This is a genomic window from Delftia lacustris (assembly GCF_040267515.1).
In the GTDB taxonomy this organism is placed as follows: domain Bacteria; phylum Pseudomonadota; class Gammaproteobacteria; order Burkholderiales; family Burkholderiaceae_C; genus Comamonas; species Comamonas tsuruhatensis.
Window position 1 is genome coordinate 859,176 of sequence record NZ_CP141274.1, and the last position, 26,232, is coordinate 885,407.

The following is a 26,232-nucleotide window of genomic DNA, read 5'->3' on the forward strand; positions in this document are numbered from 1 at the left end:
GACACCAGTGCCCAATGGCGCGGACGGGGTTCAGGAGAGAATATGTCAAAGAAAAAGGCGAAAAAACCTGTTCTTTGGGTATGTGATGGATTCTAGGTGTGCGCCGCCGTTATATGAAATAGGGCGCATTCTGATTATTTGAGCCTGAATCTAGGAATAGTCCTAGATTTGCTCTGTCGAATGGGGGAAAGAGGGTGCGCAGCCCGCCTGCGCCGGGCGGTTGCCTGTGCTGAGGGTGATGGTGTCTGCGGAGGGGGCGCGGGTCCCGCAGATCGGGAGGGGTGGTCGAGGGCGAAGGCCTGCAAGGGCAGCACCGGCCCTCGGCCCTGTGGATCAGGGGCGCTGGGACAGCAAATACTGCGCCATTTCGGCAAAGCCGTCGCCGCGCTCGGCCTGCGTGACATGGCGAGGCAGGTGCTTGAGCTGGGGCACGAAGCGCGCGATGTTGGCCACGCCCAGGCTGTGGGGCATGTGCTCGAACATCAGCTGGTCGTTGGTGGAGTCGCCGATGTAGATCCAGCGGTCCAGCGTGGCGTCGAGGTCGATGTCGAACAGGGTGCGCAGGATCCATCGCGCGCCTTCGAGCTTGTTGTGCGCGCCAAACCAGCCGTTGATGTGGATGGAGCTGACGGTGGCGTTCATGCCCGCCGCCTTCATGATGGTCACGCACCGGTCAATGTCCTGCTGGGGCATCTGCGTGAATTCGCTATGGTCCACGGCAATGTCGCATTCGCGGCCCGCCGAGTCGGTGGCGCGCAGCGCGCCGGGCACGGTGGCCTCGATCTCGGCCAGCACCTGCTGCATGCGCGCGTAGTTTGCAGTGCGTGTGGCCTCGTCCTGCTGGTAGAGCTTGTCCAGCCCGCCCTGCGCATTGCGCCGCAGTGCCACGGCGCCGTTCTCGGCCACGATGGCATCCACGGGCCAGGCCTGGGCAAACGGCTCGCTCCAGCCTACGGGCCTGCCCGTGATCGGCACCACGCGCAGGCCGGACTGCTTGAGCCGGGCGATGGCATCGACGACATGGTCCGGCACCACGCCCTCGGTGGTCAGGGTGTCGTCGATGTCGGTGAGGATGCCGAGCGGCGATGCGGGAGGTGTCCAGAGGGACAGCGGCTGGAGGGTTGTAGGCACGGTCGTCAAAATGCAGAAAGCCGCCCGGGGCGGCTTGTAGAAGGGCAGCGTTTGCGCGCACGGACCGTGCGCGCAAGGGCTCCATCCTACTGCCTGGCGAACTCGACGATGGCCTTGTAGAACTTGTCGGAGCCGTCCTTGGGGTTGTCTGGGGACAGCTCCATGCGGTTGACGCCGTGTTCGGCCGCGCCCAGGCGGGCGGGAATCAGCGAGAAGTAGTAGGGACTGATGAAGGTTGCGCCGTTGTCATAGTGCGACTGCATGGCTTTCAGGTGCGCTCCTTCGCGCTTCCACTGCTGCGGGTTGAACTCTGGGACGCCGTAACTGGTGATGCCAATTTGCCTTATGTAGTTGCGCATCCACTCGCTGTTGGTGGTGCCGCCATACATGTTCACGCCGGTTCGCCAGGGTGTATCGCCACCGATCGTCTTGTCGGAGGCAAGCAATTGCGGGTTCCAGGACGAGTTCACATTCGCCACGATCTGATGCGAGTAGATTTTTTCAGCCGGCAGCCCTGCATCTACGGCCTTTTGGTGGAAGGCTTTCAGAAGACCGTACACCTGCGATTCACGGTAGGTGTTCCAGTCCTGCGCCAACGGGTTGTAGTAGAGGTCTTGCGGTCCGGCCGGCATGTCCAGCCAGGTGCGCACTCCGCGCAGCGTTGAGATCCGCTGCATCCATCCCAGTCGCTTGGGCGGCTGTGCCGATACCTTGCTCTGGTCGCGCGGAACGACCATGAACTCCACATTGGCCAGCAAGTACCGTCGTTCATGGGTTGCGGCAACGACCTGTGCTATGTGCTTTCCTGGCGGCAGGTCTCGGTAGTCCAAGTCATGCCGAAAGCCTGTGTTGGGGTCGGTGATCGCATCCACGGCACGGTAGACATCCAGCCTGCCCAGCCCGCGGGCAACAGGTGCGACGAATTTGCCATCCACGTACAGATCCAGCTTTTTCACGGCCTGCTCAGGGTCCCACAGCCAGCCTGCAATCGGCAGCGTGCCACCTGCGAAGGCGTCATAGTGCTCGCCAAAGGAGCTCAGGCGCTCCTTGCGAATGTCCTTGGATGGGGCTGGGACGGCATCAAACGAAGGATAGTCCAGTCCGGTCTGCTTTTTCAGCTGTCCCACATCCTTGTACTTGGACTGCAACCAGCGCCGAAAGCCTGCAACGGAATCCGGACTGTAGTCTGTGACCTGGATGGATTGGTAGGCGCCCATGCCGTTCTGGAAGTCAGGGAACATGTGGTGCAGTTCGCCCGGCAGCGTGTAGGCGACGATGCGCTTTTGCACCGCATCGGGAAGCGCTCGGATTCTCTTTGCAACGTACTCCAGCGCCTTGAAACGGTACAGGTTGACGGCAATGGCGGGGTCATCCGACAGCGTGTACGGCATGATCCGATAGCCGAAATAGCGAAGCTCCAATCGTTTGCCATCACGCAACTGCATCAGGTTGCGAGGATCTTGGGCAAGGTCGACGACGATGGGGCCCGTGGAGTCGAAGTGATCTGCCATGAGATAGACCACAACCGGTCGCTCCACCTTGCGGATGACATTCAAAAAGCTTTCCACACGGGATGCGTCGATCTCCCAGCCTTGAGGGGTATGCCCATACAGCGTCAGCAGGGGCAGGGTGATGGTGTAGCCCACTTGGACGGAGCCTTGAGGTCCACCCGGCTCCAGCTTGTTCAGCAATTGCTCGATGGCTGGAGCACCATCAAGGCCTCTCGTGCGGCAGAAATTGAACAATTCCTCGAGCGTTCTCAACTTCGCATTGCCAGCAGCCTCATCGCAGATGAACCATCCTTCGATGCTGGGAGCGAGGATAAGCGGCGACCGAGAAGGTGAGGCCGCTTGCGATCCGCTGGCAGAGGCGGTACATGCAAGTGCAAGCACCGCCAAGGAAAGACGAAGATGTTTTTGCATTGGACTGTGCGACGGGGTGGCGTACTGGATACGTTGATCGTTACGTATCAATTGGCCGAGTCTTCCAGAGAAAGGCTGACAGGCTCGGAGGGAACACTGTCGACGTCATAGTGCAGAAAGGCGATCAGGCACTGGATACCGATGATGATGGGCAGGGCCGCAAGCATGACGGTGCCGCTGGTCGCGGGATGGCTGCCGCTCCCAATCCAATGCCAGAGACCGAAGAGTGTGCCCAACAAGACAAGCAGCGTACCGCTCAGGCTGTATATCGTGCCTATATTGAAGTCGCGCACCAGATAGTTGTAGACGTAGCGCCGCCATAGGCGCGAAGCATGCTTGCGCAGGAACTCAGGCAGCACCTTGCCGATCTTGAGGTTGGATTCTTCATCCGCGTAGACAGAATCCATGGGCACATCCTTGACTACGGCGCGCACCGTGTTCAAGCGAAACAGCATGTCGGTCTCGAAGAAGTAGCGGTTCTCCAGCTTGTCCAGTGGCAACTCGGCCAGCACGCAGGTGCGCACGGCGGTGTAGCCGTTGGTGGGGTCCATCACGTTCCAGTAGCCGCAGCTGAGCTTGGTCATGAAGGACAGAACCGCATTGCCGAACAGGCGCACAGGCGGCATATCCTGCACGGACTCCGGCCGGTAGAAACGGTTGCCCTTGGTGTAGTCGGCCTGTTTGCGCAGCAGTGGCCGCACGAACAGCGGCAGCAATGAAGGGTCCATCTGGCCGTCGCCGTCAATCTTGACCACGATCTCCATGCCGTCGGCAATGGCTGCCTTGTAGGCTGTTACGATGGCTCCGCCGACGCCCCGGTTCTCTGGGTTGTAGAGCACACGTACGCGCGGGTCGGTGTTGTGTTCCTCAATGAAGCGTCCGCTGCCGGCGGGGCAGGCATCGTCCACGGCATAGATGGCCTCGACCTCGGGGCCGATGGCATGGATGACACCGAGCACATGTTGGGTGACCTTGTAGCAGGGGATGGCGACGGCTATGCGCATTGTCATTGGTAGTTGCTCTCTGTTGTCTCAGGGGGAAGGCTGCCGCTCCAGTCCGCGTGCTTCGGCAAGCTGAATATCTTTGAGTTGCCAAGCGGTATGTGTCGTTTGAGGGCCTCAAGGCCGGGCACTCATCTTATGTGTGGAGCCCGACAGGGCTGCTTGGTGCCCGGGTCTTATTTCCCGCCGGTAAAGCCCTTGCCATGATGGGTTTCTCCACCCAGCGGTACCAGCACATGCTGATCAGAACGATTACCACGGGCAGAGCAAGCATGAAAGTAAGCAACTCGGCGGGCGAGTTGATCTGGTATTTGAGGCGTAGCCTGCCGCTGACATCCAGCAAAAATGTATGTAGCAGATAAAGGCTGTAGGAGGCATCTCCCACGCGGACGAGCCACGAGGGCGGAGTCAAGCGTGTCTGCTCCAGCGACAGCGCCAGCACCACCACTGAGATGCCCATGACTCCGAAGCTGGTCGCGCGCATGATTTCCACGCGGTCGAAATAGGGCGAGGTCATGCCCAGTGCGAGGCTGGCACAGGCCAGGCTCACGCACATGGGAATCCATAGATGGCTGCGGCTGAAGCGCTGGCCTTGGCTGTAAATATGGGAGATCAGTGCACCGGCGAGAAATTCCAGGCCCAGTCCCGTCAGCAGATAACGCAGGGGCTGCTGGCCGACGAAAACGCTGGGGCGATCTGCAATCAGCCAACCGGCATTCCAAATAGTCAGCATCACCAAGGCGCAAACAATGCCTTTGAGCTGATGGTGCTGCGGCAGCAGCGTTATGAGTGCGATCCACAGATAAAAGTAGATCTCCATCGTCAGCGACCATGCGGGAGGAAGCCAGTTGTCCCAGATATTGGGATAAAGAAGCAGGATGCTGAACACCATCTTCTTCACATTGGGAAGACTCTCGTTGTAGATGAAAATGGTTGTCAATGCGATTAGTATCAGGACTGGCCAATAACCAAGATAGATACGGAGAAGACGTTTTTTGACAAAAACCCAGAGCCCCTCTGATGCGACTGTCCGACGTGATGATCGATAGACAACAAATCCACTGAGGGCAAAAAATATGTCTACGCCTGAGAATCCCCATTTCATGACTCCTGTCGCGGATTTAAGAGCGGGGGCAAGTTCCCAATGTGGACTCATGTGAAAAAATAGCACCATGAGTGCTGCAATTCCCCGTAATGCTTGTATCCAACTCAAGTCTTTTGTCATTTATCTTGCTGGTTCTTTGAAGTCAAAAGTCATTCAAATGTATGGAGAGCTTTTGGCGTAAGTGTCAATAAATTTTTGGAAAGTAGTCGGATGTTTTTATGGTGTGGATGCTGCTGTGGAATGGTTTTTTTATTTCGAATAGCTAGCAATTTAAAGAGAGGCAAGGGCAACGCCAGCTAGGATCAGCAGGCCGCCGGCAAACGTCTTCCAGTGCAAAGGCTCGCCTAATATGAGCCAGGCAAGCAAGGGAACAATCAGGAATGCCAATCCCATAAATGGATAGGCTAGGTGAAGTGGGACATTCTTGAGTATCCATACCCACCCTATGGTGGTCAGGCCGTAAAGAATCAGTGAAGCAATGAGCCAGCTGTTTAGCACCAAAGCTTGCCACGTCATGGGATCGGTAAAGGCTGCTGCAGCCTTCTTGAAGAGAATCTGGCCCAAGCTGATACACAGTACGCATAGCAAGGTGAGTGCAATGGTGAACTTAGACATTGTCCTGTGATGAGGTCTGTAGGAGAGGAAGCAGCACCAAGGGAGCTGTGAAGAAGGCTAAGAGATATCGATACTCTCCCGCAATGGAGAATATGAATACAGCTGCCAACTGTATTGTATAGGTGGCCGCAACTACGCCATCCCCCAGATTTCTGTTCTTGATGAAGCGATAGCTTGCCATGAAAATCAAGATTAACCCAACCCAGGGCGCCCAGAATATTCCACGGTGATTCATGGAGAATTCAAAATAATCGAGCAGAGGTTTGTCTGTGACCCATTGATGGATGTTGGGCTTGGAAATGGATTTTGTTTGTGGAAGTATGATCTTGTTGTAGGTGGGCCCAGGAAACCCGCCATTGGCAAGAGCCGAATAAAGGAAGATATTGACCCGACTTGCTGCAAAAGCAGGGAAGTTATGCCAGAGGTTGTATTTGAAAAACTCGCGAACAATGGTTCGCCGATCCTTTTTGGAAAGCGAGAGCAGGGCAGGGCCTTGTGGGAAAAATACCAGAGGATCCCAATAGTAGTGATCGTAGAATTCTTGAATGTGCTCGATGGAGCTGCCCAGCGAGGTCAGCGCCTCAAGGGTCTTGGGCGTGATGCGTGGTTGATTGTGTTCCCAGAGGCCCATAGGGCGGTGCTCAAGAAAACCAACGGTTTCGTAAAGTGCCACAGGAAAAATGGTTCCTATGCTGTAGTTGCTCTTGAAGCTGATATGCCCGTAAAGCATGACGGTACACCATGGTATGACGATTGCTAAGAGCCGCAGACGCTGGGGGCGTGCTAGCACCCAGCCGAGCACGAGCAGAGGGATGAAGTTGATAATTCCATTGGGCCTGGAGAAGATGGCAAATGGAATGGTAAGAAGGAAAATGAAGGCCGACCAAGAATCGATCTGACGTCGTCGTATGCACCTCCAGGCTTCGAACAGCATGCCACTCAATGTGACCGCATAGACTCCATCTGAGTACATGCTACTGGCATAGAAGACGACGCTCGGGGCCAGAGCGACGAAGAAAAGGCAGTAGGCGAAGCTTTTGTACAGCTGCCGTTCCAGCATCCAGAAGAGGATGCGCGCGCAGATAATCGCGCATATGAGAAGCTGGACGCCTATGGGTACCTCAGTTCGTCCAGTGGTGCCATAGAAAAGAAGATTGTACATGTACCAGAAAACAGGTTTTCCGGATTCAAATTTCCGCTGTGTATCCACCTGCAGCATGATAGCCAGGCTATCTTGGCCAAGAATGCCTGGCCAACAGGCTACTAGCCATGCCAGATAAATGATTGCAATTAGCAGAAATATGCCTGAGAATCGCAAAAAAGAATGGCGTTGGGTAATCATTGTGTTCATGACTTGCGAGGCTTGAATTTTAGCGCTTGTTTCTCAATGATATGCCAACTGGCATATGCCATCGCGACTGTTATCGCCATGGATAAAGCCATTGTGCCCAGAAATCCCGAGGCAGGCCAGGTGTAAAGAATTACGGTCTGCTGTATGGGGAATGCGAAAAGGTATATGCCGTAGGATGGATCACCCCAGCGACCGGCTTGAGAGATGACGGGCGAGACAAGATTGCCAATGAAGATGACGAGAAAAGGAAGGCCGAGAAGCATTGCCGTGTGCTTCCAGTCCACGTACCAAAAGGCGATGAATCCAGTTCCAATTATGAAAAACCAGAGCAGGGGACTCCGTTGCCAGTACGGCTGCAGCGCGCACAGTGCTACGCCGGCTAGAAAGAAAGCGCTGAGCTCCCTGCCATAATTCAGGGCCCCAGTGATATCAGGGTTACTTTTTTTGAAATACCAGGCCATGAATATAGCAATGGCCGCCAAGAGAATAGTTTTTCGCTTGAGCAAGCCCAGGGCTCCTGCGGTGCCTAGAACGATATAGCAGCGCACTTCATACGGAATAGTCCATAGGGATCCATTCACGCCCAGAGCATAGGGGTTGCGTTCGAAGACCCCCGGCAGCACGTAGTGAATTTTCATCCACAGGGTAGCAAGGTAGGCTGACGTGGCACCATGCTGCAGATACTCCCGGGCGGGAAGCGTCGTCACCCATGTACCAAGCCCATAGGCCACGAAAATTACCACGAAAGTCAGTGCTGGCCATATACGCAAGAAACGCCGCAGTCCAAAGCGGAACACATTGGGGTCTCTTTGCCAACTGGTCATGACCAGATAGCCGCTGATGATGAAAAAGATGGTGACCGCCAACCCGCCAAGGCTGTACAGGCCAAAAAACGACGGCTCCATCTGCCCGGTCAGCGCATAGTGATGGCTGACCAGGACCATGGAGGCTGCAACGATACGGATGAAGTCGAAGTTGTTGCCCGGGTGCGTGGCGGATGTGGATGCCATGGTGTTGTCGTTATGTGTTGGCCTGCAACGCCAACCCCGCATGCTCGCGCAGCGGATGGAAATGGATCTTCGGAAACCGCTCCTGCGCCAGCCGCACGTCATACGGCGACGTGCACAGATAGGCCAGCGTGTCGGCCGCATCACGCGCCATGCGCAGCGGGTAGGCGTTCTCGAATTCGCGCAGTTCGCCCGGCGTGTCGGCCGTGATCCAGCGGGCGGCCGTGTACTGGCAGCCTTCCAGACGGATGTCGCAGTCGTATTCGGTGTTCAGGCGGTGCTGCACCACTTCGAACTGCAGCTGGCCCACGGCGCCCAGCAGCATGTTGCCGCCGGCTTCGGGTTTGAAGACCTGGATGGCGCCTTCCTCGCCCAGCTGCATCAGGCCCTGCTGCAGCTGTTTGGTGCGCAGCGGGTTCTTGAGCACCACGGTCATGAACATTTCAGGGGCGAAGAAGGGCAGGCCCGTGAATTGCAGGCTCGCGCCGTCGGTGATGGTGTCGCCCAACTGCACGCCACCATGCGTGGTGAAGCCGATGATGTCGCCCGCATAGGCTTCTTCGACGGCTTCGCGGCGCTGGCTCATGAAGGTCACGACCGAGGTGGGACGCAGTTCCTTGGCGGTGCGCTGGACCTTCATCTTCATGCCGGGCGTGTACTTGCCCGAGGCCACGCGCACGAAGGCGATGCGGTCACGGTGGTTGGCATCCATGTTGGCCTGGACCTTGAAGACCACGCCGGAGAAGCCTTCGTCCTCGGGGTGGATGATCTTTTCCACAGGCTGCTTGTTGACCAGCAGCGAGCTTTTGCGGGGGCCGGGCGGGGGCGACATGTCGACCACGGCATCCAGCACTTCCATGACACCGAAGTTGTTCACGCCCGAGCCGAAGAAGACCGGCGTGAGCTTGCCGGCCAGGAAGGCCTCATGGTCCCAGGGGGCCGAGGCGCCCTGGGCCAGTTCCATGCTGTCGAGCGCGTCGTCAAAGGCCTGCCCGAAGCGCGCGCGCAGCTTGTCGGCCTCGGCCAGGGGGATGGCCTCGAAGTCCTGGGGGCGGCGTTCGCTGCCGGGCTGGAACACCGTCATGGTCTGGGTGAGCAGGTTGATGATGCCGCCGAACTGCTTGCCCTGGCCCACGGGCCAGGTGACGGGGCAGCAGGGCATGCCCAGCTCGCGTTCGACTTCGTCGAGGATGTCCAGCGGATCGCGCACTTCGCGGTCCATCTTGTTGACGAAAGTGATGATGGGGGTGTCGCGCTGGCGGCAGACCTCGATCAGGCGGCGGGTCTGCGATTCCACGCCGTTGGCGGCGTCGATGACCATCAGCGCCGAGTCCACGGCCGTGAGCACGCGGTAGGTGTCTTCCGAGAAGTCCTTGTGGCCCGGGGTGTCGAGCAGATTGACCACATGGTCGCGGTAGCTCATCTGCATGACCGAGCTGGCCACCGAGATGCCGCGCTGCTTTTCGATTTCCATCCAGTCGGAGGTGGCGTGGCGGCTGGCCTTGCGGCCCTTGACGGCGCCCGCGATCTGGATCGCGCCCGAGAACAGCAGCAGCTTCTCGGTCAGCGTGGTCTTGCCCGCGTCGGGGTGGGAAATGATGGCAAAAGTCCGGCGGCGCCGGGTTTCAGAGGCGTATGACACAGTATTGAAAGCGCAGAGGCAGGGCGGTGCCTGCCAGGAAAGGGAGACGTAATGTCTGTCGCGGGCGGCCATTGGGGTATGGAGCCAAGCGAGGCCGCAAATGGCCGCCATTCTACTTTCGCACCGGGAATATCGGCGAACAGGGATGTAAGTCGTGTCCCTGGTTTCTTGATGCCGTCTTGATACGGCACGTCGCAATCTCAATCCGCTTTTGACAGCCCCGGCCCTAGAGTTTTCCCCATCGCAACAACAGGTGCCGCCATGCGGCGCCGATGCGGGAGAAATCCCTATGACCCTGACCGAAATCACCGGATGGCTGGGCGCCCTGGGCGCCCTGGCTGTGTTTGTCTACCTCGGATACGCATTGCTGCGGCCCGAACAGTTCTGAGGTGGCGCAGATGCAAGACCTGATCTTTATCGCCCTGAGCCTGGGCTGCTTCGGGGGCCTGCTGGCCTTCGTGGCGGCGCTGGGCCGGATTTGACTGCCTGAAAGGAGACCTCCATGTGGTTGACCTGGATGGAATATGCACTGGTGCTGCTGCTGATGACGGCGCTGGCCGTGCCCATGGGGCAGTGGCTGGCACGCTGCTTCACGAGTGAGCACCATGCCTGGATCGAGCGGCTGAGCTTTCGCGCCCTGGGCGTGAACCCGGCCGAGCGCATGGGCTGGCAGCGCTACGGGCTGGCGCTGCTGCTGTCCAACGGCGCCATGCTGCTGCTGGGCTATGCGCTGCTGCGCCTGCAGGGCTGGATGCCGCTCAATGCGCTGAGCAATGCGGCGCAGACACCGGACCTGGCCTTCAACACGGCCGTGTCCTTTGTGACCAATACCAACTGGCAGGCGTATTCGGGCGAGAGCAGCCTGTCCAACGCCACGCAGATGGTGGCCATCACCTTCATGATGTTCGCTGGCGCGACCACGGGCGTGGTCGCCGCGGCGGGTGTCATCCGCGGCCTGGCGCGCTCCAGTGCCTCGGACCTGGGCAACTACTGGGTGGACTATGTGCGCATGCTCTGGCGCGTGATGCTGCCGCTGAGCTTTGTGGTGGCCCTGGTCTATGTGTGGCAGGGTGTGCCTCAGACGCTGGATGGCCAGGTCTGGGCGACGACGCTGGAAGGCGCTCGCCAGCAGATTCTTCTCGGCCCCGTGGCCAGCCTGGAGAGCATCAAGCACATCGGCACCAACGGTGGCGGCTTCTTCGGCATGAATGCGGCCCATCCGTTCGAGAACCCCACGCCGCTGACCAACGCATTCCACATCCTGGGCATGCTGCTGATCCCGTCGGCGCTGACCTATGCGCTTGGCTCCATGCTGCTGCGCCGTCGCCAGGGCTGGGTGCTGTTCGGCGCCTGCCTGGTGATGTTCGTTGGCTTTCTGGCGCTGGTGTTCACGGCCGAGCAGGCCGGCAATCCGCTGCTCACGGCCGCAGGTGCCGACCAGCAGATCAGCGCCACCCAGCCGGGCGGCAACATGGAGGGCAAGGAGCTGCGCTTCGGCATCGCCGATACGGCGCTGTTCGTGACCACGACCACGGCCGCGACCACGGGCTCGGTCAATGCCATGCATGACTCGCTGACGCCCCTGGGCGGGCTGGTACCGCTGGCGCAGATGATGCTCAACTGTGTGTTCGGCGGCGACGGCGTGGGCCTGATCAACCTGCTGCAGTACGCCATCCTCACGGTCTTCCTGGCCGGCATGATGATCGGCCGCACGCCCGAGTTCCTGGGCAAGAAGATCGAGGCGCGCGAGATCAAGCTGGTGATGCTGGCCGTGATGGCGCACCCGATCTCCATCCTGGGCTTCACGGCGTTGGCTGCGGTCTGGCCCGACACCATGGCCAGTCTGACCAACCGGGGGCCGCACGGCTTCTCGGAGGTGCTCTATGCCTATGCCTCGGGCACGGCCAACAACGGTTCGGCCTTTGCGGGCCTGAATGCGAACACGCCGTTCTTCAACACCACCATCGGCCTGGCCATGCTGGCTGGCCGCTATCTGACACTGCTGCCCATGCTGGCCCTGGCCGGCAGCCTGGCGGCCAAGCCCACCGTGCCTGCGGGGCCGGGCACCTTCCCGACGGCCACGCCGCTGTTCATGGGCTTGCTGGTCTTCGTGGTGGTAGTGGTCGGTGGACTGACCTTCCTGCCTTCGCTGGCCCTGGGCCCTGTGGTCGAGCAACTGCAGATGCTGTCAGGACAGGTCTATCCCTGAACACCCCTGAGCCCGTTTTTTTCCTGGCCGCCTGCTGTGCCTGACACAGCAGCGCGGCGGAGGTTTCCGAAATGCAAGTTCAAACACACACTTCCGGCCCGTTGCCGGTGCTGCGCACCGATGCGCAGGTTCCATCCCAGACCGATGCCGGCGGGCTGCGCTCGCTGTTCGGCCCCAGCCTGCGGTCGGCGCTGTTCGTCGCCGTGGTCACGGGCCTGGCGTATCCGCTGGTCACCACGCTCGTGGCCCAGGCCGCGTTTCCCAAGGCCGCCAATGGCAGCCTGATCACGCGCCAGGGCTCGGTCGTGGGCTCGGCCCTGATCGGGCAGGAGTTCGCTTCGCCCCGTTATTTCCAGGGTCGGCCCAGCGCCACCACGGCGCCGGATCCCGACAAGGCCGATGCCACGGTGGCCGCGCCCTACAACGCCGCGCTGTCGGCTGCCACCAACCAGGGGTCGACCCACGCGGCGCTCAAGGAGTCCGTGGCGGCGCGCGTGGCGGCCTACCGCGAACTCAATGGTCTTGCGGCAGATGCCGCTGTGCCTGTGGATGCCGTGACGGCCTCGGCCTCCGGCCTGGATCCGCACATCTCTGTGGCCAATGCCGAGCTGCAGCTGCCGCGCGTGGCACGCGAGCGCCAGCTGCCTGTGGCCAAGGTCCAGGAACTGCTGCGCCAGCAGATGCAGCCGCGCGTTCTGGGCCTGCTGGGTGAGCCGCGCGTGAACGTGCTGCAGTTGAATCTGGCGCTGGACGATCTCTCGGCCGCGACGCTGCAGCCTGCGGCAGCCAATGCCGCCAAGGAGTAAGCCATGTCGCGCAAAACTGCTTTGTCCCTGTTCGATCCTTCGCTGGTGCGCCAGGCGCTGGGTGACTCCATCCGCAAGCTGGCACCGAGCGCGCAATGGCGCAACCCGGTGATGTTCGTGGTCTATCTGGGCGCCATCTTCACCAGCCTGCTCTGGGCCCAGGCCCTGGCGGGCGAGGGCGAGGCGCCTGCGGGCTTCATCCTGGCCATTGCGCTGTGGCTGTGGTTCACCGTGCTGTTCGCCAATTTTGCGGAGGCGCTGGCCGAGGGGCGCAGCCGCGCCCAGGCCGCGAGCCTGCGCAGCATGAAGCGCAGCACGGTCGCCAAGAAGCTGGAGCAGGCCAGCTACCAAAGCCGCTGGCATCCCGTGGGTGCGGAAGAACTGCGCTCGGGCATGTGGGTGCTGGTCGAGGCCGGCGACACCATACCGCTGGACGGCACGGTGATCGAGGGCGTGGCCTCGGTGGACGAAAGCGCCATCACCGGCGAATCGGCCCCCGTGATCCGCGAGGCCGGCGGCGACTTCTCTTCGGTCACCGGCGGCACGCGCGTGCTGTCGGACTGGCTGGTGGTGCAGATCACCGTGAACCCCGGCGAGTCCTTCCTGGACCGCATGATCTCCATGGTGGAGTCGGCCCGCCGCCACAAGACGCCCAACGAACTGGCGCTGACCATCTTGCTGGTCGGACTGACGCTGCTGTTCCTGCTGGTCATCGTCACGCTGCGGCCCTATTCGGCCTTTGCGGTGGAGCTGACGGGCAGCGGGCAGGTCGTGGGACTGACGGTGCTGGTCGCCCTGCTGGTGTGCCTGATCCCGACCACCATCGGCGGCCTGCTGTCGGCCATTGGCGTGGCAGGCATGAGCCGCATGATGCAGGCCAACGTGATCGCCACTTCGGGCCGCGCCGTGGAGGCGGCCGGCGACGTGGACGTGCTGCTGCTGGACAAGACCGGCACCATCACGCTGGGCAACCGCCAGGCCAGCGAATTCCTGCCCGCTCCCGGCGTGACGGCCGCGCAGCTGGTCGATGCGGCGCAGCTGGCATCACTGGCCGACGAGACACCCGAGGGCCGCAGCGTGGTCGTGCTGGCCAAGGAAATGCATGGCCTGCGCGAGCGTGACCTGGCAACCCTGCATGCCGTCTTCGTGCCCTTCACGGCCCAGACGCGCATGAGCGGCGTGGACATGCCGCAGCCCGACGGCGGCACGCGCAGCCTGCGCAAGGGCGCGGCCGACGCCGTGCGCCGCCACGTCGAAGCCATGGGCGGCAAGTTCCCGCCCGCCATGCTCAAGGTGGTGGAGGATGTCTCGCGGCGCGGCAGCACGCCGCTGGTGGTGGCCGATGGCGCCCGCGTGCTGGGCGTGATCGAGCTCAAGGACGTGGTCAAGCACGGCATACGCGAACGCTTTGCCGAGCTGCGCCGCATGGGCATCAAGACCGTGATGATCACGGGCGACAATCCGCTCACGGCCGCCGCCATTGCGGCCGAGGCCGGCGTGGACGACTACCTTGCCGAAGCCACGCCCGAGGACAAGCTGCGCCTGATCCGCGAACACCAGGCCGCAGGCCGGCTGGTGGCCATGACCGGCGACGGCACCAATGACGCACCCGCCCTGGCCCAGGCCGACGTGGCCGTGGCCATGAACAGCGGCACCCAGGCGGCCAAGGAAGCCGGCAACATGGTGGACCTGGACAGCAACCCGACCAAGCTCATCGAGGTCGTGGAGACCGGCAAGCAGATGCTGATGACGCGCGGCGCGCTGACCACCTTCAGCGTGGCCAACGACGTGGCCAAGTACTTCGCCATCATCCCGGCCGCCTTCGTGGGCACGTATCCGCAGCTGTCGGCGCTCAATGTCATGGGACTGGCCAGCCCGGGCTCGGCCATCCTGAGCGCCGTGATCTTCAACGCGCTGATCATCATCGTCCTGATACCGCTGGCCTTGCGTGGCGTGCCCTACCACGCCATCGGCGCCTCGGCCCTGCTGCGGCGCAACCTGCTGGTCTACGGGCTGGGGGGCCTGGTCGTCCCCTTCATCGGCATCAAGCTGATCGACATGCTGCTGGTGGCTTTCGGCCTGGCCTGATCTTTGGCGGCAAGCCTGCCCGCCCGGGCAGGCACCGCCTTGCTTTCTCTGTACAAAAACCAAGATGAAATCCGCTTCTTCCATGACGGCCGCTTGTGCCGTCCCCCGCTTCTTCCCCCGTGCCTCACTGGCTGCACTGCTGTCGCTGGCGGCTGCGTCCTGCCATGCCCAGGCCGAAACCTCTCCCGTCAACGCTGCCAGTGCCGATGCCCAGCAATCGCCCGCACCCGCCTACGCGCTCACCGGCAGCGTGGCGCTGCTCAGCGACTACCGTTTCCGTGGCATCTCGCAAAGCTGGATGGGGCCGGCGCTGCAAGGCGGGCTGGAGCTGTCGCTGCCGCGCGGCGCCTACCTGGGCGTGTCCGGCTCCAGCGTGTCGCGCCACAGCTATCTGGACGGCCGCGCGCTGGAGCTGGACCTGTACGGCGGCTGGCGCACCGAGCTGCTGCCGGGCTGGACGGGCGACATCGGCCTGCTGCACTACAACTACCCCGGCGCGCGCGTGCCCCGCGGGGATGGCAGCGGCGGCGTGCGCTACGACACCACCGAGGCCTATCTGGGCGTCACCCACGGCGGCTTCAGCGCCAAATGGTCGCTGGCGCTGACGCCTTACTTCGGCCTGCGCGACAGCACGGCGGCCACGGCCTTTGCCGAGGCACTTCCCGGCAGCGGCAGCTCACGCGGCAGCAGCTATCTGGACCTGAACTACCAGCATCCGTTGGGCGACTGGGCGGTGCTGGGCCTGCATGCCGGCCACACGCAGGTGCGCAACTACAGCGAACTGTCGTACGCCGACTGGCGCGTCTCGCTGGCCCGCAGCTGGGGGCCATGGACGGCCACGCTGGCCTGGGCCGGCACCTCGGCCGACACGCGCTACTACCGCGCGGCCAATGCGGCAGGCCAGATGCAAAGCCTGGGCCGCAGCGGCTGGGTGCTGTCGCTGTCGGCAGCGTTCTAGTGTGGGGGCACGCTCTGGTGCTAGGCTGAGAACCATGCCCATTTCGTCCTCTGCCGAGCCGGCGCCGCCCGGTCTGCCGCGCCCCGATCCCGACGCCCTGGTCGCGCGCCTGCGCCATGAGCGGGCGCAGGAGGGGCGGGGCAAGCTGCGCATCTACTTCGGATCGAATGCAGGCGTGGGCAAGACCTACGCCATGCTGGCCGCCGCCCAGCGCGAACGCCAGGGGGGCCGCGAGGTTCTGGTGGGACTCGTGGAAACCCATGGCCGCAAGGAAACGGCGCAGCAGCTGCATGGCCTGGAGCAACTGCCGCTGCGCGAGCTGCCGCACCAGGGACGGACGCTGCGCGAGTTCGACCTGGATGCGGCGCTCGCGCGGCGTCCGCGCGTGCTGCTGCTCGATGAACTGGCGCACAGCAATGCGCCAGGCTCACGCCATCCCAAGCGCTGGCAGGACGTGCAGGAGCTGCTGGACGCAGGCATCGATGTCTGGACCACGATCAACGTGCAGCACCTGGAAAGCCTGAACGACGTGGTGGGCGGCATCGTCGGCATCACGGTGCGCGAGACCGTGCCCGACCAGATCTTCGACGATGCCGACGAGGTCATCGTCGTCGACATCTCGCCCGACGAGCTGCTGCGCCGCTTGAAGGACGGCAAGGTCTACATGATGGAGCAGGCCGAGCGGGCCTCGCGCAACTTCTTCAGGCGCGGCAACCTGCTGGCGCTGCGCGAGCTGGCACTGCGCCGCACGGCCGACCGCGTGGACGAGGACATGCGCGACTACCGGCGCGAGCGCTCCATAGGCACGGTCTGGCCTGCGCGTGAGCGCCTGCTGGTGGCCGTGGCAGGGCACGCGGGCGACGACGCCCTGGTGCGCCAGGTGGCGCGCATGGCACGCCGGCTGGATGCTGGCTGGATGGTGGTGTACGTGGACGCGCCCCAGCGCCAGCACCGCCCACGCAGCGTGCAGGCCGCCGTGCTCAAGACCCTGGCCCTGGCCGCGCGCCTGGGGGCCGAGACGGCCACGCTGCCGGGCGCCGATGTGGCCGAGGCCCTGGTTGCCTTCGCGCGCGAGCGCAACGCCAGCCGCCTGGTGCTGGCCCAGCCGCCGCGCCCGGCATGGTCGCCCTGGCGCTGGTGGGGCCGCAGCCTGCCCGACCGCATCGTCCAGCTGCATCCCGACATCGACGTGCTGGTGCTCTCCGGGGGCTCCAGCGCGGCCCGGACCGAGGCCGCGCCTGCCGCACCGCTGCGGCGCAGGCCGCTGCCCTGGAAGGGCTATGCCGGCGTGACCCTGGCCTGCTTGACCGCCACGGTGCTGGCCGAGCAGCTGCTGCGCATCTTCGACCCGGCCAACGTGGTGATGCTGTTCCTGCTCATCGTCGTGCTGTCTTCGTTGCGCTGGGGGCGTGGCCCGGGCGCCTGGGCGGCGCTGCTGTCGGTACTGTGCTTCGACTTTTTCTTCGTGCCCCCGCGCGGATCCTTCCATGTCAACGACACGCAGTACCTGTTCACCTTCGTGCTGATGCTGGGCGTGGCCCTGGTCTGCGGCCAGCTCATGGCGCGGCTGCGCCACGAGGCGCGCGTGGCGGCCGAGCGCGAGCGGCGCGCGGGCGCCCTGGCGCGGCTGGCGCGCGACCTTTCGGGCGCGCTCACGCAGGAGCAGGTGGTGGAGATTGCGCTGAGCACGGTCTCGGGCGTGTTCGACGCCCAGGCCGGGCTGCTGTTGCCCGATGCCGACGAGCGCCTGCGCCCCGCCGGCGGCGGCTCCTGCCCCATGGACGACAGCATTGCGCGCTGGGCCATGGACCACGGCCAGCAGGCCGGCCAGGGCACGGACACGCTGCCGGCCGCGCCGGCCCGCTACGTGCCGCTGGCGGCGCCCGTGCGCATGCGGGGCGTACTGGTGCTGCAGCTGCGTGCGCCCCAGCGCCTGGAGGTGCCCGAGGAGCAGCGCCTGCTGGAGGCCTGTGCCAGCCAGGTGGCGCTGGCGCTGGAGCGTCAGCACTTCGTGGCCGTGGCCCAGCAGACCCAGATCGCCATGGAGGGCGAGCGCATGCGCAACACCTTGCTGTCGGCCGTCTCGCACGACCTGCGCACGCCGCTGACCACCATCCTGGGCGCGGCCGAGGCCGCGCAGCGCCATGTGCCGCCGGGCGGCGCAGCCGACATGCTGGAGCAGGTCCGCATCCAGGCCCAGGCCATGCAGCGACTGGTGGAGAACCTGCTGGACATGGCGCGCCTGCAGCAAGGCGGCGTGCACCTGCAGCGCGAATGGCTGCCGCTGGATGAAGTGGTCGGCAGCGCGCTGCGCCAGATGCGCGCGCGCCTGCACGAGCATCCCGTGAGTACCGACGTGCCCGCCAGCCTGCCGCTGCTGCAGCTCGATGCCGTGCTCATGGAGCGCGTGCTGGTCAACCTGCTGGACAACGCCGCCAAGTACACGCCGGCCGGCACGCCGCTGACCATCCACGCACGCGAACAGGACGGCGAGGTGCTTGTGGCCGTGCAGGATGGCGGGCCCGGCCTGCCGCCACACCTGCCCGTGGAGACGCTGTTCGAGCCCTTCACGCGCGGCACGGCCGAGTCCACCGTCTCGGGCATAGGCCTGGGGCTGGCGCTGGTGCGCAGCATTGTCGAGGCCCATGGCGGGCGCATCGAGGCCGCTGCCGCGCGCCCAGGCCCCGGCACCGTGTTCACGCTGCGCTTTCCGGTGCCGGAGCAGCCATTGCTCGATTAGAGTCTTGCGCCATGAGCACGCCCACCAACCGCATCCTGATGATCGAGGACGACCCCGGCATCCGCCGCTTCGTGCGCCTGGTGCTGGAGGACGAGGGCTGGCAGGTCTTCGAGGCTGACAGCGCGCGCCGGGGCCTGATCGAGGCGGCGAGCCGCCAGCCCGATCTGGTCATCCTCGACCTGGGCCTGCCGGATGCCGACGGCAAGCAGGTTCTCACCGAGCTGCGCGGATGGTCCTCCGTGCCCGTGCTCGTGCTCTCCGCGCGCGAGCGCGAGGACGAGAAGGTGGCCGCCCTGGACGCCGGCGCAGACGATTACCTGGTCAAGCCTTTCGGTGTGCCCGAGCTGCTGGCCCGGCTGCGCGTGATGCTGCGCCGCCGCCAGCAACTGGGGGCCGCAGGCGGCGCAGTTGCATCCAGCCAGGTGCACTTCGGCCAGGTGCAGGTGGACCTGGCCACGTACGAGGTGCGGCGTGCGGGCCAGCCGGTGCACCTCACGCCCATCGAATTCCGCCTGCTGGCGGCGCTGATCGCCGCCCAGGGCCGTGTGATGACCCACCGCCAGCTGCTGCTGCAGGTCTGGGGACCCGAATACCTGGGCCGTGCCCATTACCTGCGCGTGCACATGGCCAATCTGCGCCAGAAGATCGAGGACGAGCCGGCCCAGCCGCGCCACCTGGTGACCGAGCTGCAGGTGGGCTACCGGCTTGTGGGGCTGGGCGGTGAGGCATCCCCGGGATCGGTATAATCAGCGCCTCTCCGAGGAGCGTTGCAGCAGGCCCATTCACCAGATGCGGTCTGCGAGGCTCGGAGTCATACCTGCAACGACGCTCGCCCACGCTTTCTGTGCGGTGAGCTTTTTTTCGTCTCCCGCAGAACGTGGTTTTTCATTCATCTTTTGGAGAAAACCATGAACGCTGCTGTTCGTCCCGTTTCCGCCGACACGGCCATCGCTGACATTTCCCTCGCCGCCTGGGGCCGCAAGGAAATCCTGATCGCCGAAACCGAAATGCCCGGCCTGATGGCCACGCGCGAGGAATTCGCCGCGGCACAGCCCCTCAAGGGCGCGCGCATCGCCGGCTCGCTGCACATGACCATCCAGACGGCCGTGCTGATCGAGACGCTCAAGGCCCTGGGCGCCGACGTGCGCTGGGCCTCGTGCAACATTTTCTCGACGCAGGACCATGCCGCCGCCGCCATCGCCGCCACGGGCACGCCCGTGTTCGCCATCAAGGGTGAATCGCTGGCCGACTACTGGGACTACACCCACCGCATCTTTGAATTCGGCGCCGCCGGTACCGAAGGCGAAGGCCCCAACATGATCCTGGACGACGGCGGCGATGCCACCATGCTGCTGCACCTGGGCATGCGCGCCGAAAAGGACCTGTCCGTGCTGGACAACCCCGCCTCCGAGGAAGAGAAGATCGCCTTCGCCGCCATCCGCGCCAAGCTGGCCCAGGACCCCACCTGGTATACGCGCAAGAGCGCCCACATCATCGGCGTGACCGAAGAGACCACCACCGGCGTGCACCGCCTCAACGAGATGTCGGCCAAGGGCACGCTGAAGTTCCGCGCCATCAACGTCAACGACTCCGTCACCAAGAGCAAGTTCGACAACCTCTACGGCTGCCGCGAATCGCTGGTGGACGGCATCAAGCGCGCCACCGACGTGATGATCGCCGGCAAGGTCGCCGTGGTGGCCGGCTACGGCGACGTGGGCAAGGGCTGCGCCCAGGCGCTGCGCGCGCTGTCGGCCCAGGTCTGGGTCACCGAGATCGATCCCATCAACGCCCTGCAGGCCGCCATGGAAGGCTACAAGGTCGTGACCATGGAGTGGGCGGCAGACAAGGCCGACATCTTCGTGACCACTACCGGCAACCGCGACATCATCCGCCACGAGCACATGGTGGCCATGAAGAACGAAGCCATCGTCTGCAACATCGGCCACTTCGACAACGAGATCGACGTCGCCTCCATCGAGCAGTACCAGTGGGAAGAGATCAAGCCCCAGGTGGACCACATCACCTTCCCTGACGGCAAGAAGATCATCCTGCTGGCCAAGGGCCGCCTGGTGAACCTGGGCTGCGCCACCGGCCACCCCAGCTTCGTGATGAGCGCCTCGTTCGCCAACCAGACCATCGCCCAGATCGAGCTGTTCACCAAGCCCGATGCCTACGAGGTCGGCAAGGTCTACGTGCTGCCCAAGATCCTGGACGAGAAGGTTGCCCGCCTGCACCTGAAGAAGGTCGGCGCCATGCTGACCGAGCTGACGGACGGCCAGGCTGCCTATATCGGCGTGAGCAAGCAGGGTCCCTATAAGCCCGAAACTTATAGGTATTAAGCACCCCCTGAGGCGCTGACGCGCCTTCCCCCTCTCTACCCGCTTCGCGGGGGAGGGGGACGACGCCCTCGCTGCGGGGCGGCCCTTGCTTGGCGTCCCTGAGTTGGGTCGCGCCGGTTTCGGGCATTAGTCAACTGAGATTTCCTGGAGCGACGCTATGCGCGCAGATGTATTTTTGGTGGAAGCCGGCCATGCGGCCACGCGCTCGCAGGCGCAGCGGCTGATTGCGGGTGGCGTGCAGTGGCGCATGACGCCGTTGACGCCGTGGAAGAAGGTCGCCAAGAACGGTGACGAGATTCCCGCAGGTGCCGAGCTGCAGTTGCTGGACGGGGCCGAGGCCCGGTTCATCTCGCGCGGCGGGCTGAAGCTGGAAGGCGCGCTGGCGGCCACCAAGCTGTCGGTGGACGGCCTGCGCTGCCTGGACGTGGGCCAGAGCACGGGCGGTTTCACCGACTGCCTGCTGCAGGCAGGCGCCGCCCAGGTCATCGGCGTGGACGTGGGCCATGGCCAGCTGCATGACCGGCTGCGCTCGGATGCGCGCGTGATCTGCGTCGAAGGCGTCAATGCCCGCGCGGTGACGGCCGAGGGCTTGCAGGAGGCCTGCGAGGAAGTGCTGTCCGAACGCTGGGAGGAAGATCCCGACGACAACGACACCCAGCCCGTGGCGCCCTATGCCTGGATGCGCAACGGCGGCGTGGTTGACGAAGACTACGACGACAGCGACGACGCCAAGGAAAACGAGATCGAGGCCTTCAAGGCCGAGCGCGCGGCCAAGGGCAAGGCGCGCGATGAGGGCACGGTGGCCACGCAGCGCCGCCGCCGCGCCGAGTTTGCCGACGTGGACATCACGCCGCAGTTCGACTTCGTCACGGGCGATCTGTCCTTCATCTCTCTGACCCTGGTGCTGCCGGCCGTCACGCGCCTGCTCAAGCCGCATGGCCAGCTGCTGATGCTGGTCAAGCCGCAGTTCGAGCTGCAGCCGGGCCAGGTCGGCAAGGGCGGCATCGTGCGCGATGCGGCCCTGTTCACCGAGGTGGAGCAGCGCATCCGCACCTGCCTGGGCGAGCTGGGCTTGGAGGTCAAGGGCTGGATGGAGTCGGCCATCGAAGGCGGCGACGGCAACCGCGAATTCTTCGTGCATGCCCAGCAGGCGGCCGTGGTGAAGGAGCCAGAGCAGCCTGAAACGCAGGACGACGACGAGCCCCGCTCGGCCGTGAAGGCCGCTCCTAAGCCGGCCGCGCCTAAGCGCGTGTCCCGCACCGTGCTGCGCGAGCAGCGCAACGAGCGTGTGATCGACACCAGTACCGAGTTCGGCGTGCCCGGTCCGGGCCGCGCCAAGCTGCGCAAACGCAACGAATGAAACACTGAGCAGCGAGTCTTACATGAGCTTTCCGATCAGCTTCGAGTTCTTCCCGACCAAGACGCCCGAGGGCGCGACCAAGCATGTGCAGGTGCGCAAGAACCTCTATGCGCGCAAGCCCCAGTTCTGCTCCGTCACCTATGGCGCGGGCGGCTCCACGCAGACGGGCACCTTCGCCATGGTGCGTGACATCCAGAACGAAGGCGTCAGCGCGGCATCGCATTTCTCCTGCGTGGGCGCCACGCACGACAAGGTGCGCGCCGAACTGCAGGAGCTGAAGGCCATGGGCGTGCGCCGCATCGTCGCGCTGCGCGGCGACCTGCCCAGCGGCTATGGCCTGGGTGGCGAATTCCAGTACGCCAGCGATCTCGTGGAATTCATCCGCCGCGAGTTCGGCGACTGGTTCCACATCGAGGTGGCTGCCTACCCGGAGGTCCATCCGCAGGCGAAATCCCCACAGTCCGATCTGGATGCGTTTGCGGCTAAAGTGCGCGCTGGCGCGGATTCCGCGATCACCCAATATTTCTACAATGCCGACGCCTACTGCCGTTTCGTTGATGCGGCGCGCGGCATGGGGCTTGATGCACCGGTTGTTCCCGGCATCATGCCCATCACCAGCTCTACGCAGCTGATGCGCTTCTCGGACGCCTGCGGCGCCGAGATCCCGCGCTGGATCCGCCTGCGTCTGCAGGCTTACGGAGATGACACGGCGTCCATTCGCGCCTTCGGCCTTGATGTCGTGTCCCGTCTATGCGAGCAGTTGCGCAGCCAGGGCGCTCCCGGGCTGCACTTCTATACGATGAACCAGAGCGTCGCCACGCTGGAAATCTGCGATCGATTGGGCCTTTGAGCGCGCAGCCACTGCGCCGGCCCCGGGCGACCCTCTAGAACTTGGGAACGGTCAGGCGTTCCCTGGAGGTTTTTGCCCATGGATCGTGGTTTTCGACGCCTGCACTGGCGCTGGCTGGCCATGTGCGCCATCACCGCCACCCTGGCCGGCTGCGCGCCGGCTCCCGTGGCACAAAGCGATGCCGAGTCCGGCGCCCTGACCGCAGGTGCGGCGGCAATGGATGAAGGCCAGACGCCAGCGGCCGTGCCCTCGGCCGGCAAGCGCGGTGGCCGCACATCGCGGGCCGCGCAGCCGGCCAGCAAATCCCCGGATGCCAAGCCCTCCGAGTCGGCCTCGCCCGAAGGCAGTGCCGAGGCGCCCTCCAATCCCGACTTCGCCCTCGTGCCCTCGCGCGACAGCGACCAGCAAGGCCTGGCCTCCTGGTATGGCCCGGGCCTGCATGGCCGGCTGACCGCCAGCGGCGAGCGTTTCGACAAGGAAGAATTGACGGCCGCGCACCGCAGCTTTGCCTTCGGCAGCCGCGTCTGCGTGCGCAGCGCCGCCACGGGCAAGACAGTGGTGGTGCGCATCAACGACCGCGGGCCGTTTGCGCCTGGCCGCGTGATCGATCTGAGCCAGGCCGCAGCGCAGGAGCTGGGCATGGTCGGCCTGGGCATCAAGCCCGTGGAGCTGTGGCAGCTCGACGATGGTGAGCAGGAATGCCCCGAAACCCTGGTCACGGCCAGGAAGGCCAAGTCCATCGAGAAGACGCAGCAGGCCAAGGCACAGGCACAGACAACACAGGCACGGACCCGGGTTCAGGCCAAGGCGCCGGTGCGTCCGCGTGTCCAGGCCAAGGCGCCTGCCCCCAGGCCCAATGCACGCACGGCCGTGGCCAGCCGTGCCGTCCCTGCCGCCAAGCCGGTGGCGAAGGCTGCGGCGCCCGCCGCTGCCTCGTCCACCGCAGTGGCCTCTGCGGCCTCGAACGCGCGCTGAACGGGCTCAGCCGCCGGATTCGAGCGTGAAGGCCGCGTTCTCGTCCTGACCGAGCAGCTTGACCAGCTGCGGCATGGCCGGCTTGAGCTGTTCCTTGAGATTGAACGGTGGATTGATCAGGAACATGCCGCTGGCCGGCAGGCCGCCGCGCTCCGAGGTCTTGTTGCTCTTGACCGTGAGCTCCACATGCAGCCAGCTCCTGCCGGCCTTGGTGGTCATGGTCTTCAGGCGGCGCGGCAGATCGTGCGCCTCGGGGCGCGGGATGATCGGATACCAGAACGCATACGTGCCTGTGGCAAAGCGCTTGAGGCTGTCGGACGCCATGTCCAGCACCTTGGCGTAGTCGCTCTTGAGCTCGTAGCTGGGGTCGCACAGCACCAGGGCTCGGCGCGACGGCGGCGGCAGGAATTTCTTGATGCCCTCGAAGCCGTCCTCGTGCAGCACGGCCACCTGGCGGCCGGCTTCGAGCTGGGCAATGTTGCCGGCCAGCGAGCGCATGTCGGTGGGATGCAGCTCGAAGACCTTGAGCTTGTCGCGCTCCTGCACGCGCAGCAGGGACTGGATGATGAACGGCGAGCCTGGGTAGTTGCGCAGCTGCGCGCCCTGGTTGAAGGAGCGCACCGTGGCCAGGTAGGCCTGCAGCACCGGGGCCAGCTCGGCCTCCTTGGCCTGGGCCAGGCGCAGTATGCCGTCTGCGGCCTCGCCGCTCTTGTTGGCATAGTCGCCATCCAGACGGTACAGGCCGGCGCCGGCGTGCGTGTCCAGCACCGTGAGGGCGGCCTCCTTCTGGAGGAGGTATTGCAGGGTGGCGATCAGCACGGTGTGCTTGAGCACATCGGCATGGTTGCCTGCATGGAAGGCGTGGCGGTAACTGAACATAGGCGTGATGGTAACCAGCCGCGCTGGCGGGTGGACACCCATGGCGGCTGCAAGGTTGCCCGGCGCTGGCGCCTCGCGGCGAGGGCTGCCGGGGACTTGCGGATCGGGGGGATGGTGCGGTTGCGCCAGTTTTGTATAATGGCGGGCTTCGCAGCGATTTTATGGGTCCCGCGGCGAAGTTTACATCCCCGCCTAAGAGGCTTCCTTTTTGAAGAAGCACCGACCGCGGAAAAGGGCCCGCCAAACCTTTCTTGAAAGAGAAAACTCATGTCTACATTCAGCGCAAAGCCCGCTGAGGTGCAACACGAGTGGTTTGTGATTGACGCCACCGATAAGGTGCTCGGACGTGTCGCCAGCGAAGTGGCACTCCGTCTGCGCGGCAAGCACAAGGCCATTTACACACCTCACGTTGACACCGGCGACTTCATCGTCATCATCAACGCCTCCAAGCTCAAGGTCACCGGCACCAAGAACCTGGACAAGGTGTACTACCGCCACTCTGGTTTCCCCGGCGGCATCACTGCCACCAACTTCCGCGACATGCAGGCCAAGTTCCCCGGCCGCGCTCTGGAAAAGGCCGTCAAGGGCATGCTGCCCAAGGGTCCCCTGGGCTACGCAATGATCAAGAAGCTCAAGGTGTACGGCGGTGCTGAGCATCCCCACACCGCCCAGCAGCCCAAGGCTCTGGAAATCTAAGGAGACCTAGATGATTGGTGATTGGAACAATGGCACCGGCCGTCGCAAATCCAGCGTCGCACGCGTGTTCCTGAAGAAGGGCTCCGGCAAGATTACCGTGAATGGCAAGGACATTCAGGAATACTTCGGCCGCGAAACCTCGATCATGATCGCAAAGCAGCCCCTGGCTCTGACGAGCAACCTGGAAGCTTTCGACATTCAAGTGAACGTCCACGGTGGTGGTGAATCCGGCCAGGCCGGCGCTACCCGCCACGGCATCACCCGCGCCCTGATCGACTATGACGCAGCGCTCAAGCCCGTCCTGAGCCAAGCCGGCTTCGTGACGCGTGACGCTCGTGAAGTCGAACGTAAGAAGGTCGGCCTGCGCTCCGCACGCCGCGCCAAGCAGTTCTCCAAGCGTTAATCCGCTGGCACTGCAGGAAAGTCCCCCGGGGCTTTCCCCAGAAAAAAACCGCCTTTGCCGGCGGTTTTTTTCTGGGCGATGCAAACCTTTCTCGTTCAGTGGGCAATGCCCCCACTTGCACTGTCGTCAAGCCGGCAGCCCCGGGAATTCCCGAG

22 protein-coding genes and 1 riboswitch are annotated in these 26,232 nt (G+C 63.8%); of the genes, 13 read left to right on the top strand and 9 right to left on the bottom strand.

Annotated features, from left to right (window positions below; all coding sequences use genetic code 11):
- Positions 1 to 333: 333 nt before the first annotated feature.
- From U6958_RS05395 to U6958_RS05430, 8 genes are all read right to left on the bottom strand, one after another.
- Entirely contained in the window at positions 334 to 1,131 is a 798-nt protein-coding gene (locus U6958_RS05395; RefSeq protein WP_074922554.1) for an HAD family hydrolase, read from the bottom strand.
- Between the two features lie 86 nt (positions 1,132 to 1,217).
- The gene (locus U6958_RS05400; protein ID WP_074922497.1) at positions 1,218 to 3,053 is read right to left on the bottom strand and encodes a hypothetical protein; all 1,836 of its coding nucleotides are present in this window, start codon (positions 3,051 to 3,053) and stop codon (positions 1,218 to 1,220) included.
- Positions 3,054 to 3,100: 47 nt separating this feature from the next.
- Entirely contained in the window at positions 3,101 to 4,057 is a 957-nt protein-coding gene (locus U6958_RS05405; RefSeq protein WP_074922495.1) for a glycosyltransferase family 2 protein, read from the bottom strand.
- 133 nt (positions 4,058 to 4,190) lie between these two features.
- On the bottom strand, positions 4,191 to 5,279 hold the full coding sequence (locus U6958_RS05410; protein ID WP_074922494.1) for an acyltransferase: 1,089 nt from the start codon (positions 5,277 to 5,279) through the stop codon (positions 4,191 to 4,193).
- A gap of 150 nt (positions 5,280 to 5,429) precedes the next feature.
- On the bottom strand, positions 5,430 to 5,774 hold the full coding sequence (locus tag U6958_RS05415; RefSeq protein WP_074922492.1) for an EamA family transporter: 345 nt from the start codon (positions 5,772 to 5,774) through the stop codon (positions 5,430 to 5,432).
- Entirely contained in the window at positions 5,767 to 7,125 is a 1,359-nt protein-coding gene (locus tag U6958_RS05420; protein ID WP_143044602.1) for a hypothetical protein, read from the bottom strand. Before U6958_RS05420 ends, U6958_RS05415 begins: the two co-directional genes overlap by 8 nt.
- A complete protein-coding gene (locus tag U6958_RS05425) occupies positions 7,122 to 8,135 on the bottom strand; it encodes an acyltransferase (RefSeq protein ID WP_074922489.1) in 1,014 nt (337 codons plus the stop codon). The genes U6958_RS05420 and U6958_RS05425 overlap by 4 nt, the downstream gene beginning before the upstream one ends.
- 10 nt (positions 8,136 to 8,145) lie before the next feature.
- Positions 8,146 to 9,774: a peptide chain release factor 3 gene (locus tag U6958_RS05430; protein ID WP_074922487.1), complete on the bottom strand. Its 1,629-nt coding sequence runs from the start codon at positions 9,772 to 9,774 to the stop codon at positions 8,146 to 8,148.
- Positions 9,775 to 10,063: 289 nt separating this feature from the next.
- Here U6958_RS05430 and U6958_RS05435 point away from each other — a divergent pair, with 289 nt between their 5' ends.
- From U6958_RS05435 to U6958_RS05485, 11 genes are all read left to right on the top strand, one after another.
- Positions 10,064 to 10,162: a potassium-transporting ATPase subunit F gene (locus tag U6958_RS05435; protein WP_013800438.1), complete on the top strand. Its 99-nt coding sequence runs from the start codon at positions 10,064 to 10,066 to the stop codon at positions 10,160 to 10,162.
- A gap of 114 nt (positions 10,163 to 10,276) precedes the next feature.
- Positions 10,277 to 11,983: a potassium-transporting ATPase subunit KdpA gene (gene kdpA / locus U6958_RS05440; protein WP_016448469.1), complete on the top strand. Its 1,707-nt coding sequence runs from the start codon at positions 10,277 to 10,279 to the stop codon at positions 11,981 to 11,983.
- Positions 11,984 to 12,054: 71 nt separating this feature from the next.
- A complete protein-coding gene (gene kdpC, locus U6958_RS05445; protein ID WP_016448468.1) occupies positions 12,055 to 12,789 on the top strand; it encodes a potassium-transporting ATPase subunit KdpC in 735 nt (244 codons plus the stop codon).
- 3 nt (positions 12,790 to 12,792) lie between these two features.
- Positions 12,793 to 14,877, top strand: coding sequence for a potassium-transporting ATPase subunit KdpB (gene kdpB, locus U6958_RS05450; protein WP_016452759.1), 2,085 nt, complete (start codon positions 12,793 to 12,795; stop codon positions 14,875 to 14,877).
- 82 nt (positions 14,878 to 14,959) lie between these two features.
- Positions 14,960 to 15,835, top strand: a complete 876-nt coding sequence (locus U6958_RS05455; protein WP_016448466.1) for a TorF family putative porin — start codon at positions 14,960 to 14,962, stop codon at positions 15,833 to 15,835.
- A 34-nt stretch (positions 15,836 to 15,869) separates the two neighbouring features.
- Positions 15,870 to 18,575: a sensor histidine kinase KdpD gene (locus U6958_RS05460; protein WP_016448465.1), complete on the top strand. Its 2,706-nt coding sequence runs from the start codon at positions 15,870 to 15,872 to the stop codon at positions 18,573 to 18,575.
- A gap of 11 nt (positions 18,576 to 18,586) precedes the next feature.
- Positions 18,587 to 19,321: a response regulator gene (locus U6958_RS05465; protein ID WP_074922485.1), complete on the top strand. Its 735-nt coding sequence runs from the start codon at positions 18,587 to 18,589 to the stop codon at positions 19,319 to 19,321.
- A gap of 7 nt (positions 19,322 to 19,328) precedes the next feature.
- Positions 19,329 to 19,413: riboswitch (S-adenosyl-L-homocysteine riboswitch) on the top strand.
- A 70-nt stretch (positions 19,414 to 19,483) separates the two neighbouring features.
- Positions 19,484 to 20,914 carry an adenosylhomocysteinase gene (gene ahcY / locus U6958_RS05470; RefSeq protein ID WP_016448463.1) on the top strand — a complete coding sequence of 477 codons (1,431 nt, stop codon included), beginning with the start codon at positions 19,484 to 19,486 and terminating at the stop codon, positions 20,912 to 20,914.
- Positions 20,915 to 21,071: 157 nt separating this feature from the next.
- Positions 21,072 to 22,274 (top strand): TlyA family RNA methyltransferase, encoded by a 1,203-nt coding sequence (locus tag U6958_RS05475; protein WP_016452756.1) that lies wholly within the window; start codon positions 21,072 to 21,074, stop codon positions 22,272 to 22,274.
- A 22-nt stretch (positions 22,275 to 22,296) separates the two neighbouring features.
- On the top strand, positions 22,297 to 23,124 hold the full coding sequence (gene metF / locus U6958_RS05480) for a methylenetetrahydrofolate reductase [NAD(P)H] (RefSeq protein ID WP_016448461.1): 828 nt from the start codon (positions 22,297 to 22,299) through the stop codon (positions 23,122 to 23,124).
- A gap of 78 nt (positions 23,125 to 23,202) precedes the next feature.
- Complete coding sequence (locus U6958_RS05485; RefSeq protein ID WP_074922482.1) at positions 23,203 to 24,099, top strand: septal ring lytic transglycosylase RlpA family protein; 897 nt, start codon at positions 23,203 to 23,205, stop codon at positions 24,097 to 24,099.
- A gap of 6 nt (positions 24,100 to 24,105) precedes the next feature.
- On the opposite strand, the gene U6958_RS05490 is transcribed toward U6958_RS05485, so the two are convergent.
- Complete coding sequence (locus tag U6958_RS05490; RefSeq protein WP_074922480.1) at positions 24,106 to 24,978, bottom strand: 23S rRNA (adenine(2030)-N(6))-methyltransferase RlmJ; 873 nt, start codon at positions 24,976 to 24,978, stop codon at positions 24,106 to 24,108.
- A 267-nt stretch (positions 24,979 to 25,245) separates the two neighbouring features.
- Here U6958_RS05490 and rplM point away from each other — a divergent pair, with 267 nt between their 5' ends.
- Positions 25,246 to 25,674: a 50S ribosomal protein L13 gene (rplM, locus tag U6958_RS05495; protein ID WP_012207711.1), complete on the top strand. Its 429-nt coding sequence runs from the start codon at positions 25,246 to 25,248 to the stop codon at positions 25,672 to 25,674.
- Positions 25,675 to 25,684: 10 nt separating this feature from the next.
- Entirely contained in the window at positions 25,685 to 26,077 is a 393-nt protein-coding gene (gene rpsI / locus U6958_RS05500) for a 30S ribosomal protein S9 (RefSeq protein ID WP_012207710.1), read from the top strand.
- The last annotated feature ends 155 nt before the right edge of the window (positions 26,078 to 26,232 follow it).